The 13,847-nt window shown below is 72.7% G+C and carries 13 protein-coding genes; 8 read left to right on the top strand and 5 right to left on the bottom strand.

Annotated features, from left to right (window positions below):
* Positions 1-35 precede the first annotated feature (35 nt).
* Positions 36-1,373 carry a selenoneine synthase SenA gene (gene senA / locus AN478_RS10850; RefSeq protein ID WP_054966624.1) on the bottom strand — a complete coding sequence of 446 codons (1,338 nt, stop codon included), beginning with the start codon at positions 1,371-1,373 and terminating at the stop codon, positions 36-38.
* A gap of 54 nt (positions 1,374-1,427) precedes the next feature.
* On the opposite strand from senA, the gene senB reads away from it, so the two are divergent.
* The gene (gene senB / locus AN478_RS10855) at positions 1,428-2,387 is read left to right on the top strand and encodes a selenoneine biosynthesis selenosugar synthase SenB (protein ID WP_054966625.1); all 960 of its coding nucleotides are present in this window, start codon (positions 1,428-1,430) and stop codon (positions 2,385-2,387) included.
* A 153-nt stretch (positions 2,388-2,540) separates the two neighbouring features.
* On the opposite strand, the gene selD is transcribed toward senB, so the two are convergent.
* From selD to AN478_RS10870, 3 genes are all read right to left on the bottom strand, one after another.
* On the bottom strand, positions 2,541-4,889 hold the full coding sequence (gene selD, locus AN478_RS10860) for a selenide, water dikinase SelD (protein ID WP_074471251.1): 2,349 nt from the start codon (positions 4,887-4,889) through the stop codon (positions 2,541-2,543).
* 97 nt (positions 4,890-4,986) lie between these two features.
* Positions 4,987-6,102, bottom strand: coding sequence for a cobalamin-independent methionine synthase II family protein (locus AN478_RS10865; RefSeq protein WP_054966626.1), 1,116 nt, complete (start codon positions 6,100-6,102; stop codon positions 4,987-4,989).
* An 83-nt stretch (positions 6,103-6,185) separates the two neighbouring features.
* Entirely contained in the window at positions 6,186-6,413 is a 228-nt protein-coding gene (locus AN478_RS10870; protein WP_054966627.1) for a hypothetical protein, read from the bottom strand.
* A gap of 233 nt (positions 6,414-6,646) precedes the next feature.
* Between AN478_RS10870 and AN478_RS10875 the strand changes: the two genes are divergently transcribed.
* The 4 genes from AN478_RS10875 to AN478_RS10890 all read left to right on the top strand — a co-directional run bounded on the left by AN478_RS10875 (position 6,647) and on the right by AN478_RS10890 (position 10,724).
* Entirely contained in the window at positions 6,647-8,089 is a 1,443-nt protein-coding gene (locus AN478_RS10875; RefSeq protein ID WP_054966628.1) for a dihydrolipoyl dehydrogenase family protein, read from the top strand.
* Positions 8,090-8,375: 286 nt separating this feature from the next.
* Positions 8,376-9,341, top strand: coding sequence for an arsenosugar biosynthesis radical SAM (seleno)protein ArsS (arsS, locus tag AN478_RS10880; RefSeq protein WP_054966629.1), 966 nt, complete (start codon positions 8,376-8,378; stop codon positions 9,339-9,341).
* Positions 9,334-10,041, top strand: a complete 708-nt coding sequence (locus AN478_RS10885) for a TIGR04283 family arsenosugar biosynthesis glycosyltransferase (protein ID WP_054966630.1) — start codon at positions 9,334-9,336, stop codon at positions 10,039-10,041. The genes arsS and AN478_RS10885 overlap by 8 nt, the downstream gene beginning before the upstream one ends.
* Entirely contained in the window at positions 10,038-10,724 is a 687-nt protein-coding gene (locus AN478_RS10890) for a TIGR04282 family arsenosugar biosynthesis glycosyltransferase (protein WP_054966631.1), read from the top strand. The genes AN478_RS10885 and AN478_RS10890 overlap by 4 nt, the downstream gene beginning before the upstream one ends.
* 150 nt (positions 10,725-10,874) lie before the next feature.
* Here the strand turns inward: AN478_RS10890 and AN478_RS10895 are convergent, their stop codons facing one another.
* Positions 10,875-11,552, bottom strand: a complete 678-nt coding sequence (locus AN478_RS10895; RefSeq protein ID WP_054966632.1) for an ArsR/SmtB family transcription factor — start codon at positions 11,550-11,552, stop codon at positions 10,875-10,877.
* 92 nt (positions 11,553-11,644) lie between these two features.
* Here AN478_RS10895 and AN478_RS10900 point away from each other — a divergent pair, with 92 nt between their 5' ends.
* The 3 genes from AN478_RS10900 to AN478_RS10910 are packed head-to-tail and all read left to right on the top strand — an operon-like array spanning position 11,645 to position 13,846.
* On the top strand, positions 11,645-12,514 hold the full coding sequence (locus AN478_RS10900; protein ID WP_054966633.1) for a sterol desaturase family protein: 870 nt from the start codon (positions 11,645-11,647) through the stop codon (positions 12,512-12,514).
* A complete protein-coding gene (locus AN478_RS10905) occupies positions 12,501-13,511 on the top strand; it encodes a VTT domain-containing protein (RefSeq protein WP_054966634.1) in 1,011 nt (336 codons plus the stop codon). The genes AN478_RS10900 and AN478_RS10905 overlap by 14 nt, the downstream gene beginning before the upstream one ends.
* Complete coding sequence (locus tag AN478_RS10910; protein ID WP_054966635.1) at positions 13,508-13,846, top strand: DsrE family protein; 339 nt, start codon at positions 13,508-13,510, stop codon at positions 13,844-13,846. The genes AN478_RS10905 and AN478_RS10910 overlap by 4 nt, the downstream gene beginning before the upstream one ends.
* Position 13,847: the final 1 nt, after the last annotated feature.

Raw genomic sequence — 13,847 nt, forward strand, 5'->3', positions numbered from 1 at the left:
TCAGTCGCGGGCGGCCAGCCCACCCACGCACGCGCTCACTCCTCGTTCAACGCGCAGGTCCGGAACCCAGCCAGCACGTCGCAGCGCCCCGGGGTGAAGAAGTTGCGCCAGGTGTTGCGCAGCATCCGCCCCCGCGTGGCCCAGGCGCCGCCGCGAAGCACCCGGTTGTCGCCGAACCAGGGCTGGGAGTAGTCCTTGTAGGGATCGGGGCTGAAGCCCGGATAGGGCTCGAAGGGCGAGGCGGTCCACTCCCAGACGTTGCCGATCATCTGGCGGCAGCCGAAGGCGCTGTCGCCCTCGGGGCAGTCGGCCACGTCCAGGGTCCCGAGATAGCGGCCGTCCAGGTTGGCGCGGTCGAAGGTGGGCGACGCCTCGCCCCAGGGGAAGCGGCGCTTGCGCTCGGCGAGCCCGACGCCCGGACCGTCGGGCTCGCCGGCGGCGGCCGCTTCCCATTCCGCCTCGGTGGGCAGGCGGCGCCCCGCCCAGCGGCAGTAGGCCTCGGCCTCGTGGGCGCTGACGTGGATCACCGGGGCGTCGGGCGGCAGGGTCCGCCAGGCGTCGAAGTCCCGCACCAGCCAGCGCCCGCCGCCCTCCGGGTGCCAGTAGACGGGGTGGTCGCGCTTCTGGGCCTGCAGCCACTGCCACCCCGCCTCCGACCACCAGCGCGGCTCCCGGTAGCCGCCATCCTCCACGAAGGCCGCGAACTCGGCGTTGGTGACCGGCGCACGGGCGATGCGGAAGGGACGCAGGTCCACCCGGTGAGCCCACTTCTCGTTGTCGAACACGAACGGCTCGTCCTCCGCCGCCCCCAGCCAGAAGGTGCCTCCCGGGACCTCCACGTCGCCCGCCAGGGACCCGGCCCGCGGATGGTCGTCGGTGTCCAGGCCGCCCCCCGTGTCGGCGAAGTCGGGCCGGGGCTGGCCCAGCGTCTGGCGGGTGTAGGTGAAGGCCTCGTCGTGCATATCCTCGTGGTAGGTGGTGAGCTGGTAGAAGTAGCTGTCCGCCACCGGGGCCGGCTGGCCGCCCAGGGGCTCGAGGCGGGCCACCAGGGCGTTGTGCACCTCGGTCATGTAGGCGATGGTATCCTCCAGGGGCGGCAGCGGCAGGGTCCAGCGGTCGTCGTGGGGAATGGCCGAAGAGTCGTAGAGCTCGTCGGCGTTGGGGATCAGCGGATCCCGGCCGTCCAGATGGCGCAGGATCCAGTGCTCGTGGAACCAGGCCACGTGGCCGATCTCCCACAGCATCGGGTTCACGGTGGGCAGCATGGGCTCGGTGAGCTGGGGGCCGTCCAGGCCCTCCACCAACTCGAAGGTGCGCGCCCGGGCGTCCGCCAGCATGTCCAGCAGGATGTCCGCCTGTACCGGTTGCGTCATGATCGCCTACCTCGCCCTGTCTATGGTGTATCGCTCCGCCACTACGGAGGCCCCGTGCGCATCCGCATGATCACCCCCGCCGCCCGCGGCTCCCGCTCGGGCAACCGCGCCACCGCCGAGCGCTGGGCCCGTTTCCTGCGCGCCGGGGGCCACCGCGTGGACGTCGCCACGGACTACGCCGACGAGCCCGCCGACGCCATGGTGGCCCTGCACGCCTGGCGCAGCGCGGGGGCCGCCGCCCGCTTCCGGGACCGGCATCCGGACCGGCCCCTGGTGGTGGCGCTCACCGGCACCGACCTCTACCGCTTCCAGGCGTCCGATCCCGACACCACCCACCGCACCATGGGCCTGGCCGACCGGCTGGTGGCCATCCACGAGGCCGCCGCCGACGACATCCCCGCGCGCTTCCACGACCGCCTTACGGTGATCATCCAGTCGGCCACGCCCCCGCCCGGCCCCAGGCAGCCCGTGCGGGGGGAATTCCGCGCCCTGGTGGTGGGCCACCTGCGCCACGAGAAGGACCCCTTCCGTCCGGCCCGGGCCGCCCGGCGACTGCCCCCGGACTCGCGGGTGGTCGTCCACCACTTCGGTCTGGCGCCGGACGCGGAGTGGGCGGAGGCGGCGCGGGCCGAGATGGCGAACAACCCACGCTACCGCTGGCACGGCGAGATGCCCCGCTGGCGGGTGCGCCGGGCGCTGTCCCGGGCCCATCTGCTTGTCCACTCCTCCCGCATGGAAGGCGGCGCCAACGCCGTGGGCGAGGCCATCGTCGCCGGGGTCCCGGTGCTGGCCTCGGCCATCCCGGGCAACACCGGCCTGCTCGGCCGCGACTATCCGGGCCGCTTCCCGGTGGAGGACACCGCCGCCCTCACCGACCTCCTGCGCCGCGCCGAAGGGGATCCCGATTTCTACGCGACCCTCACCAAGCACTGCCGCCAGCGCGCCCCGCTGTTCGAACCGGAGCGCGAGGCGGCGGCCTGGCGGGGGCTGATGAACGAGCTCACGGCCTCCTGACCCTCACCAAGGGAGCTGGCCATTGTGGGAGCGGCCATCGGCCGCGACGGAGGCGCCCTTGGCCGGTCGCGGCTGGTAGCCGCTCCCACAGGGGCATCCGGGGGGCCGATTTCAGTGTTCTCCGGGCCCGCCGTGGGGATCCCGGTTCCGGCCTCAAGGCGTGACGCCCTGGGTCCAGCGCCGGAAGCCCCCGACCTCCCGGGGATCGGCCCCGACCGCACCGCCCGCGGGTACCACGGTCACCGATTCCTCGCCGCCCTCCGCCTCCCGCACCCGGCCGATGGCCGCCGCCTCGGGGTAGCCGGCCTCGCGCAGGGCGGCCAAGCAGTCCGCCGCCGCCTCCTCCGGCACGCTGGCCAGCAGGCCGCCGGCGGTCTGCGGATCGAACAGCAGCGGGTAGCGCTCGTCGGCACCGGCGGCCTCGGGATTCTTCACCGCGCGCCGCAACCGCACGTTCTCCGGCTGCAGGGAGCTGAAGACCCCGGCGCGGACGGTCTCCAGGGCGCCGTCGAGCACCGGCAGGTCCTCCAGCCGGACCTCCACGTCCACCCCGGAGGGCTTGGTCATCTCCACCAGGTGGCCGAGGACGCCGAAGCCGGTGACGTCGGTGCAGGCGGTGGCACCGTGGGCGAACAGCAACTCGGCGCCGCGCCGGTTGGAGGTAACCATGGCCTCCAGGGCCTTGGCCACCCAGCGCCCCTTGGCCAGGTGGCGCATGTCCGCGGCGAACAGGGTGCCGGTGCCCACGGGCTTGGTCAGGATCAGCACGTCGCCCGGCCGCATGCCGCCCTTGCGCAGGATGCGGTCCCGGGCCACCAGGCCGTTGATGGCAAAGCCGAAGGCCAGCTCGGCGCCCTCCCCGGTATGCCCGCCCACCAGGGCCGTATTGCTGTCCTCGAACACGGACAGGGCGCCGGCCATCATCTGGTAGATCTGCTCCTCCACCTTTTCCTCGCGGCCGTAGGGCAGGGTGGCCAGGGCCAGGGCGGACTGCGGATCGGCGCCCATGGCGAAGACATCGCCCAGGCTGTGGTTGGCGGCGATCTGCCCGAACACGTAGGGGTCGTCCACCATGGCGCGGAAGAAGTCCACGGTGTGGACCATCACCTGGCCCTCGGGCACCTCCACCACCGCCGCGTCGTCCGGGGCGTCCAGGCCCAGCAGGATGTCGTCGCGGTCCACCGGGGCCAGGCGCGCCAGGGCGCGGGAGAGCACCGAGCTGCCCACCTTGGCCCCGCAGCCGCCGCAGCGCATGGCCACCGAGGCGATCTCCTTCAGGGCCTCGGGGCCGCCGGCGATCTCCTCGCGGACCTCGGTCTCCTGGTCCTCCTCCATCTGTGGGAGGTCGTGGTACTTCGCCATGAAGCGCCGGTCGATCCGGCGCTTCGCGTGCCACAGCCAGTCCCCTTCCACCGCCCAGCGGCCGCGCACCGCCACGGCGTGGCGGTCGCCGGTGCTGATGATGGCCAGGGCCTCCTGCTGCGGGATGTGGCGCTTGAGGCGCCGGCCCAGCAGGGCCCGGCGCAGGTTGGCCGCCAGGGGCGGGCCCTGGCGCACGGCGTAGACCCCGGACTTGGGGCGGGGATGGCCCACCATGGAGGCGATGTCGCCGCTGGCGAAGACCTCGGGATGGGAGGTGGACTGCAGGTGCTCGTTCACCGCCACGAAGCCGGCCTCGTCCGTGGCCAGGCCAGACGCGGCGGGCCACTCCGGGGCGCTCGCGCGGGTCACCCACAAGGGGGCGTCCGTCTCCAGCTCCCGGCCGTCCTCCAGGTGCAGTCTGCCGCCGGGCCCCACCTCCGCCACCGCGGCCCCGGTATACACCCCGATACCGCGCTCACGCAGGATGCGGCCGAACCGGGACCGGGCGCGGCGGTTGTGGTCGGGCAGCACGCTGTCCTCGGCGGAGACCAGATCGATTTGCAGGCGGTCGGGGTCGCCGCCACCGTCGGCCACCGCGCCCCGCAGGGCGTGGCGTACCGAGAGCGCCAGCTCCACCCCGCCGGCCCCCGCGCCCACCACGGTCACGCGGTAGTCCCCGCACGCTTCCAGGGCCTCCGCCTTGACCCGCTCCCAGCGCGCCAGCCACCCGTCGATGGGCTTGACCGGGATGGCGTGCTCGGCGGCGCCGGGCACGCTGCCCGTGTCCGGCCGCGATCCGGTGTCCAGGGACACCAGGTCGTAGGCCACCGGCGGTCGGCCGTGGCAGAGCACCCGGCCCTCCTCCAGGTCCAGACCGGCGGCCTCGGCGTGGATCAGACGGGCCCCGGCGAAGCGGGCCAGCGGCCGCAGGTCGATGTGGCACTCGTCGTAGGCGTAGTGGCCGGCCACGTAGCCGGGCAGCATCCCCGAATAGGGGGTGTGGACGTCCCGGACCACGAGGGTCAGCCGCACCCCCGGCTCGGGGCGCATGCCGAACCGCCGCAGGACGGCGATGTGGCTGTGGCCGCCCCCCACCAGAACCAAATCCTTGAGGACGGGGGCATTGCTGGATCCCTTCATGGAGCGATCCTAATTTCCTGGACGGGGAATGGGCAGGATACACAGGGAAGTGGCCGAGGATAAAAGGTTTTCGGGATGTGTGGCACCGCTCCGGGCCTCACCTCCAGAGCCGCTCGGCGGCGTCCCGGATGGCCGCCAGCTTGCGCCGCTCGTCCTCCACGGTGACCCGGTTGCCCACCACCGAGGTGGAGAAGCCGCACTGCGGCGACAGGGCCAGGCGCTCCAGGGGCACGTACCGCGCCGCCTCCCGGACCTGCCCCTCCAGCCACTCCGGGCTTTCCACGCGCGGCGTCTTGGTGGTGACCAGGCCCAGGACCACCGTCTTGTCCTCCGGCACCTCCGCCAATGGAGCGAAGGAGCCCGACCGCTCGTCGTCGTACTCCAGCAGCAGACGCTGCGCCCGGGTGCCGCGGAAGACGGGTCCGGCAATGGGGTCGTAGCCGCCCTCCACCAGCCAGCGGCTGCCCTGGTTGCCCCGGCACAGGTGAAAGCCGAAGGTCACCCCCGGGGCGGCGTCCATGACGGCGTTGTCCAGCTCGATGCCCCGGGCCAGCCAGTCCCGCCAGCTCCCCCCGCGCGCTTCGTAGAAGGCGCGGGTGCCAGGCTCCAGCAGCAGCGGGTAGTGGGGCGCGTCCAGCTGCAGGTACCGGGCGCCGAGCCGGGCCAGCTCCGCCACCTCCTCCCGGAGGAGGTCGGTCACATCGGCGAGGAAGGCCTCCAGGGTGGGGTAGGCGCCGGCGGAGCGCTCGGGGTCCCAGAAGCTGGCGAACAGGCTGGGGCTGGGCAGGGTCACCTTGGGCACCGTCCCCGGCCCCACCCGGGCACGCAGGTAGACCAGCTCCTCCACCGACAGGAAGCGCCGGCGCCGCAGCCGCCCCTCCACCCCGAGCCGGGTGGGCCGCTCCCGGGACCAGTCCCCGGTCTCCGCGTCCCCCTGCCAGTTCCCCCACAGGAAGGCGTCCAGATCCCACTCGCCGAACCCCTCCACCGCCTCGGTCATCTGGCTCTGGAAGGAGAGGCGGCGCATCTCGCCGTCGGTGGCCACGGCCATGCCCGCCTCCTCCTGCAGGCGCACGGCCCCGTCCACCGCGGCGTCCTCCACGGCCTTGAAGGCGGGGGCATCCAGGCGCCCGGCCGCCCGCTCCTCCCGCGCGCGGAGCAGCTCCGCCGGGCGCAGGAGGCTGCCCACCACGTCCGTATGGGCTGTGATCATGGCCGGCCTCCCCATAGCAAGCGCCCCGGTCGTCCCCTATTATTAGGGGCCTTGGAAGGGGCTGGGAAGGGCCTGGCCCCGGGTCACTCCGCGGCCCGGGGCCAGGCAACCCGGACCAGCCGGATCCCCAGCAGCACCGGCAAGGCCCCGTGCAGGAAGAGATCGAAGATGTCGATGGGCCGGCTCAGGCTGCCGTCGGCGAGCATCTTGAGCTTCTGCCACAGGTGGGGCTCCGGCGCGAAGGGCGCCAGCCCCAGCAACAGCGCCCCGAACACCAGCGAGCCCAGCGGTATGCGATCGATCCATTGCATGACGGAGACGGTTTCCTTGGGTAGACGGTGGCCAGAGCCTAGGGATTCTACCTGCCTGCACGACGGTGCTCGAGAACGCCCAGGCTCCCTTGTAGGAGCGGTCCGGGACCTCGACCGGCGTACCCCGCCAGGCAGGTCGCGGTCTCGGACCGCTCCCACACCGCCCTTTGCGCCCTGGAGGGCACAACCTCAGGGGTTATCCAGCCAGTCCTCACCTAGCTTTGGCCCCCTAAATGACCGCTCCGCATAGCCCCGAAGAGCGTTTCGACCTGGTGGTCATCGGCGGCGGCTCCGGCGGCCTCTCCGTGGCCAGCGTGGCCGGCCGGCTCGGCCTGCGGGTGGCGCTGGTAGAGGCGAGTGGCGAGCTGGGCGGCGAATGCCTGCACACCGGCTGCGTACCCTCCAAGGCCCTGCTGCGCAGCGCCCGGGTGGCGAGCCTCATGCGCCGCGGCCCCGACTTCGGCCTGCTGGCCCAGGCCCCGGAGATCGACATGGGCGCGGTGCGCCGCCGGGTGGGCGCGGTGGTGGAGCGCCTGCAGGCCCACGACGACCCGGAGCGCTTCCGCGCCTACGGCGTGGAGGTGATCTTCGCCGCCGCCCGCTTCCTGGACCCCCACCGGGTGGAAGCGGGCGACCGCGTCCTGCACGGCCGCCGCATCGTCCTGGCCACCGGCTCCGCCCCGGCGGTGCCGAACATCCCGGGCCTGGAGGCGGCCGGCTACTGGACCAACGAGGACCTGTTCTCGGTGGCGGAGGCGCCGGGGTCCCTAGCCGTGATCGGCGGCGGACCGGTGGGCGTGGAGATGGCCCAGGCGTTCCGGCGCCTGGGCTGGGCGGTCACACTGCTCCAGGCCGGCGCGCGCCTGCTGCCGGCGGAGGACTCGGAGGCCTCGGCGGTCCTGCGCGCCGCCCTGGAGGCCGACGGCGTGGCGGTGCGCACGGGGGCCCGGGTGCGGGAAGTCGTCCCGGGCCACGCAGGGGAACGTCATGCCCTGCGCCTCGCCGACGGCACGGAGGCGCGCGCCGCTCGCCTCCTGGTGGCCACCGGCCGCCAACCCACCACCGCCGGCCTGGATCTGGAGGCCGCCGGGGTGCGGCTCGACGACCACGGCGCGGTGGCCGTGGACCGGCGCCAGCGCACTAGCGCCCGGCACATCTTCGCGGTGGGCGATGTCTGCGGGCCCTACCAGTACTCCCACTTGGCCAACTACCAGGCGGGGGTGGTGATCCAGAACGCCGTGTTCCGGCTGCCGGCCAGGGCGGACCTCACCGCCCTGCCGCGGGTCACCTACAGCGACCCGGAGGTGGCCCACGTGGGCCTCACCGCCGCCGAGGCGGAGCGCCAATTCGGGGACGTGGAGGCCCACCGCGCCGACTTCGCCGACCTGGATCGCGCGCTGGCCGAGGGCGAAGAAACCGGCTTCGCCAAGCTGGTGTTCCGGCGCGGGCGGATCATCGGCGCCACCGTGGTCGGCCCCCACGCCGGCGAGCTGCTGCCGCAGCTGACGCAGGCGGTGCGCGGCCGCCTGAAGCCCAAGGACATCGCGAGCGCCGTCCACGCCTACCCCACGCTGGCCGAGATCGCCAAGCGGGCAGTGGAGAAATACTACGGCGAGCGGCTCTTCCAGCCGGGAGTCAAGCGGCTGGTTGGCTGGATCAACCGGCTGGTACCTTGAACCGTTTGAACAGCGGCCCAAGAAATCAAGTATCACCACAGCCCTCACGAAGGACACAGGGGAAACTCTGGCTAGCCGGCCGGTTCAGATCACCGCGCTTTCCAGGGCAAAGCGCTTGTGGGAGCCGCCATTGGCCGCGACGAACGCTCCCCCATTCGGCAAGTCGCGGCTGATAGCCGCTCCTACAGGCCGGCTGGCAGGAGCAATGGGCCGTTCTCCGTGCCCTCCGTGGTATACCCCCGTTTCCGCGCCCGATTGCGGGCTATAGGGATAGAGGAGCCTGACCGTGCACGCCACCCTGCCCCACCTGGAGAACAGCGACTTCCCGGCGCTCACCCGGCGCGCCGTCACCACCCTGCAAGTGAACCTGGGCTACCGCTGCAACCAGACCTGCCTCCACTGCCACGTGAACGCCGGGCCCAACCGCACCGAGGTCATGGACCGGGAGACGGTGGACGACCTGCTGGCCTTCATGGACGCCGGGGAGATCGCCACCCTGGACCTCACCGGGGGCGCCCCGGAGCTGAACCCCCATTTCCGGGACCTGGTGGCCGCGGCCCGGGAGCGCGGCGTCCACGTCATCGACCGCTGCAACCTCACCGTGCTGGAGGAGCCCGGCCAGGAGGACCTGGCGGAATTCCTCGCCGGCCACGGCGTGGAGGTGGTGGCCAGCCTGCCCTGCTATCAGGAGGCCAACGTGGACGGCCAGCGGGGCGAGGGGGTGTTCGATGCCAGCATCCGGGCCCTGCGGCGCCTCAACGCCCTGGGCTACGGCGCCGGCGGCGACGCCCCCACCCTGACCCTGGTCTACAACCCCCAGGGGCCGAGCCTGCCGCCGGACCAGGAACAGCTGGAGGCGGCCTACCGCGAGCACCTGGGCAGCGAATTCGGCGTCGTCTTCGACCGCCTGTTCACCATCGCCAACATGCCCATCCAGCGCTTCGGCTCCACCCTGCTCTCCCACGGCCGGTTCGACGACTACCTGGCCCTGCTCAAGGGGGCCCACCGCGCCGAGAACCTGGAGGGGGTCATGTGCCGCGACCTGCTGTCGGTGGACTGGCGGGGCTACGTCTACGACTGCGACTTCAACCAGATGCTCGACCTGCCGCTGGAGGGCCCCGGCCATTCCGACCGGCCCCACATCCGCGACCTGATCGGCGCCGACCTCGCCGGCAGTCCGGTGGTAGTGCGCGAGCATTGCTACGGCTGCACGGCGGGCCAGGGCTCCAGCTGCGGCGGCGCCCTTGGCTGAGTCCGGCACGCCGGAGCTGTCGGTGGTGGTTCCGGCCCTGAACGAGGCGGCCGGCATCGCCGCGGCCCTCGCCCCCCTGCAGGAGTGGCGGGAGCGCGGCGCCGAGGTGCTGGTGGTGGACGGCGGCAGCGACGACGGCACGCTGGAGGCGGCAGCGCCCTGGGCCGACCGGGTCCTGGAAGGGCCGCAGGGCCGGGCGCGGCAGATGAATGCGGGAGCGGCCGAGGCCACCGGCCGCGTACTGCTGTTCCTGCACGCCGACACCCGCCCACCGGAGGACGGCGACCGCCTCCTGCTCGCGGGCCTAGCCCGGAACGGCCGCTCCTGGGGCCGGTTCGACGTGCGCCTGAGCGGCGCCGGCCGCCATCCCCTGCTGCGGGTGGTGGGGAGCTTGATGAACGCGCGTTCGCGCCTCACCGGCATCGCCACCGGCGACCAGGGCCTGTTCGTGGAGCGGGACGCCTTCGAGGCGGAAGGCGGCTTTCCCGAGCAGCCGCTGATGGAGGACATCGCCCTGAGCGCCGCCCTCAAGGCCTGCTGCGGGCGCCCCCTGTGCCTGCGGGCACCCATCCGGACCTCCAGCCGGCGCTGGGAGGACAACGGCGTCCTGCGCACCATCCTGCTCATGTGGGGCCTGCGTCTGCGCTACTGGCTGGGGGCCGATCCGGCCGTGCTCGCCGCACGGTACAAACAGGGATGAGGAAGGCGCCTTCGGCTCGGCTGCTGGTGTTCGCCAAGGCCCCCGTTCCGGGGCGGGTCTTCCGGCGGCTGGCGCCCGCCCTGGGCGCGGGCGACCGGGTGCGGCTGCACATGCGCCTCACCGCCGCCACCCTGGAGCGCCTGGCGGGGGCCGGTCCCTGGCGGACCCGGCTGTACGCCGCGCCGCCCGCCGGCGCCCCCTTCCTGCGCGCCTGCGCCCGCCGCCACCGCATCCCCCTGCGGCCCCAGCACGGCCGGGACCTGGGGGAGCGCATGCGCCACACCCTCGAGGAGGCCCTGGCCGGGGGCGGTCCGGCGGTACTGGTGGGTACAGACCTGCCGGAGCGGGGGCCGGAGTCGGTGGCCGCCGCCTTTCGGGCCCTGGCGGAGGGCGCCGATGCCGTGCTCCAGCCCACCGAGGACGGCGGCTACGGGCTAATCGGGCTCGCCCGTCCCCTGCCGGAGCTGTTCCGGGCCATCCCCTGGGGCACGGAACGGGTGGCTGCCGTCAGCCGGGAGCGCCTGCGCGCCGCCGGGGCGGAGTGGCGGGAGCTGCCGGCCACCTGGGACGTGGACCGGCCGGAGGATCTGGCGCGCCTCGACCCGGCCCTGTTGCGGGGCCTCACTCCGCTGGCCCCACAACAGGGCCAGCCGCCAGAGGCTCTCGACCCGACCAACGGGTAGCGCCCCTGTGGGAGCGGTCCGTGACCGCGACGCGGTTGCCAATCGCCAGCGGTCGCGACTGATAGCCGCTCCCACAATCCGATTCAGGCTCTATCCGGGCCGGCCAGCGTATCCGACAGACGGGTACCCAGAGAGGGCCCAACGGCCCTCCTACTTCGTTTCCCCCTCCCCGGAATCCTCCTCCACCGGATGGCCCCCGGCCTTCCACTCCGGGTAGCCGTACTCCAGCCGCCGTGCCTCGTAGCCCCGCTCGCGCAGGCGCGCCACCGCCTCGTAGGCCAGCACGCAGTAGGGGCCGCGGCAGTAGGCCACCACCTCCTGGTCCGGGGGCAGACCCTCCAATCGGGACTCCAGATCCTCCAGGGGGACGTTCACGGCGCCGGGCAGGTGGCCCTCGGCGTACTCCTCCTCGGGGCGGACATCCAGCACCGTAACCCCGCCGTCCCGGGCCCGGCTGAGGAGCTCCTCGGCCGCCAGGGGGTCCATGCGGTCCTTGGTGGCCAGGTTGGAGGCGATCAGCCGCTCCACCTCCGCCAGGTTGTTCTCCGCCACCTTGCGCAGGGCGTCCAGCAGCTCCACCACCTCGTCCCCCGCTACGCGGTAGTAGACGTAGAGCCCCTCCTTGCGGGTGGTCACCAGCCCGGCCTGGCGCAGCTGCTGGAGGTGCTGGGAGGCGTTGGCCACGCTCAGCCCCGAGACCCGCGCCAGCGCCTCCACGCTGCGGTCGCCCTGGGCCAGGTACTCCAGCAGCTCCAGCCGGTTGGCGTTGGAGAGCGCCTTGCCCACGCGGGCGAACTGCTCGGCGAGCGCGTGCTTGAAGTCACTCATGGTGCATCCACTATTTGAATGATCAATTGAACATTGTACTCTATAGCTCGTTCAGCCCTGAACCCGAACCAGACCTATGGCGGAGGTTCCCCATGACGGTTTCGGAATTGCTGCTCGCCTACGAGCCCCAGATCCGCCTCGGCTTCTTCCTGGGTGTCCTCGGCGTCATGCTGTTCTCAGAGGCTGCGGTACCCCGCCGGCCCCGCAGCCAGCCGCGCTGGGTGCGCTGGCTCAACAACCTGGGCCTGGTGGTCCTCAACACCGTCCTGCTGCGCCTGCTGTTTCCCGCCGCGGCCGTGGGCGCCGCCCTGTACGCCGAGAGCCAGGGCTGGGGCCTGTTCAACCAGTGGGCCCTGCCGGGCGTCCTGGTGCTGGTGCTCAGCGTGGTGATCCTGGACCTGATCGTCTACCTCCAGCACGTCATGTTCCACGCCGTGCCGGCGCTGTGGCGGCTGCACCGGGTCCACCACGCCGACCTGGACTTCGATACCACCACCGGCCTGCGCTTCCATCCCGTCGAGATCGTGCTGTCCATGGTCCTCAAGCTGGGGGCGGTGGTGGCGCTGGGGGCCTCGCCCGCCGGCGTGCTGGTCTTCGAGGTACTGCTCAACGCCACCGCCCTGTTCAACCACGGCAACCTGCGGCTGCCCACCGGCGTGGACCGGGTCCTGCGCTGGATCGTGGTGACGCCGGACATGCACCGCGTGCACCACTCCCTGGAGGGCGACGAGACCAACAGCAACTTCGGCTTCAACCTGCCCTGGTGGGACCGCCTGCTGGGCACCTACCGGGACCAGCCGCGCGCCGGCCACGAGGGCATGACCATCGGCATCCATAGCGTGCGCGATCCGCGAGCCGCGGAGTGGCTCGACGGCATGCTCATCGGCATCCCGTTCCGCGGCGGCACCCCGGAATACCCCATCAACCAGCGTTTCCAGGAGAAGACCGATGGCACCGCCTAAGTGGCTGCGCTGGCTGCTCGGCGGCCTGCTGCTCCTGGCCGTCGCCGCCGCCCTATTCTACCGCGACCGGATAGACCCCGCCGATGTGGAGGCGTGGATCCAGGGCACCGGGGGCCTGGCCCCCCTGCTGTTCCTCGCCCTGTACACCCTTGGGGCGGTGCTCTTCCTGCCCGGCTCCGTGCTGACCCTGGCCGGCGGCGCCCTGTTCGGGCCCGTGCTGGGCACGGCGGTGAACCTGGCCGGGGCCACCATCGGCGGCACCCTGGCCTTCCTCATCGCCCGCTACCTGGCCTCCGACTGGGTGGCCGAGCGCGCCGGTGGCCGTCTGAAGCAGCTCAAGGAGGGCGTGGAGGCGGAGGGCTGGCGCTTCGTGGCCTTCACCCGGCTGGTGCCCATCTTCCCCTACAACCTGCTCAACTACGCCCTGGGCCTCACCCGCATCCCGGTACTGCCCTACGTGGTCGCCACCCTGGTGTGCATGGCCCCGGGGGCCGCCGCCTACACCTACCTCGGCTACGTGGGCCGCGAGGCGGCCACCGGCGCCGAGGGGCTGATCCAGAAGGGCCTGCTGGGGCTGGGACTGCTGGCCCTGGCGGCCTTCCTGCCCCGACTGGTGGCCCGGCTGCGGCGACGGCCCATGCTGGATGTGGACGAGGTCCACCGCCGCCTGGAGGCAGGCGATGATCTGTTGGTGGTGGACGTACGCTCCCCCGCCGAGCTCTCCGGGGAGCTGGGTCGCATCCCCGACGCGATCAATATCCCCGTGGACGAGCTGCCACGGCGCCTCGACGAGCTGGCCGACGCCGCGGAGCGCCCCCTGGCCCTGTTCTGCAAGACCGACCGCCGCTCGGCCAAGGCCGCCGACCTCCTCGCCCGCAACGGCTTCGCCGACGTCCACGTGGTCCGCGGTGGCATGACGGCCTGGAACGAAGCGGGCCTGCCCGTGGCCGAGGGTGCCGGACCTAATGACAGTCAACCACAGGAGGCCACCGGATGAGCACTACCCTGGTGATCCTGCAGACGGATCCCGCCACCGATCCTGACGCCGCCGGTGAGGGCCTGCGCTTCGCCGGTGCGGCCCTCGCCGAGGGCCACGACGTGCGGATCCATCTCCTGCGCGGCGCGGCCGCCCTCGCCGGGCGCGACGCCTACCCCGAGCAGGGCGAGCTGATGGAGGAGCTCATGGAGGCGGACCTGGCCGTCTCCGCCTGCGGCAAGGCCCTGGACGGGGCCGGCCTTGCCGACGCCGACCTGCGGCCCGGCATCGAGCGCGGCTCTATGAAGGCCCTGGCCGGCTGGGCGGCCGCCAGCGACACCGTCCTCACCTTCTGAT

Source organism: Thiohalorhabdus denitrificans, assembly GCF_001399755.1.
Lineage (GTDB): Bacteria > Pseudomonadota > Gammaproteobacteria > Thiohalorhabdales > Thiohalorhabdaceae > Thiohalorhabdus > Thiohalorhabdus denitrificans.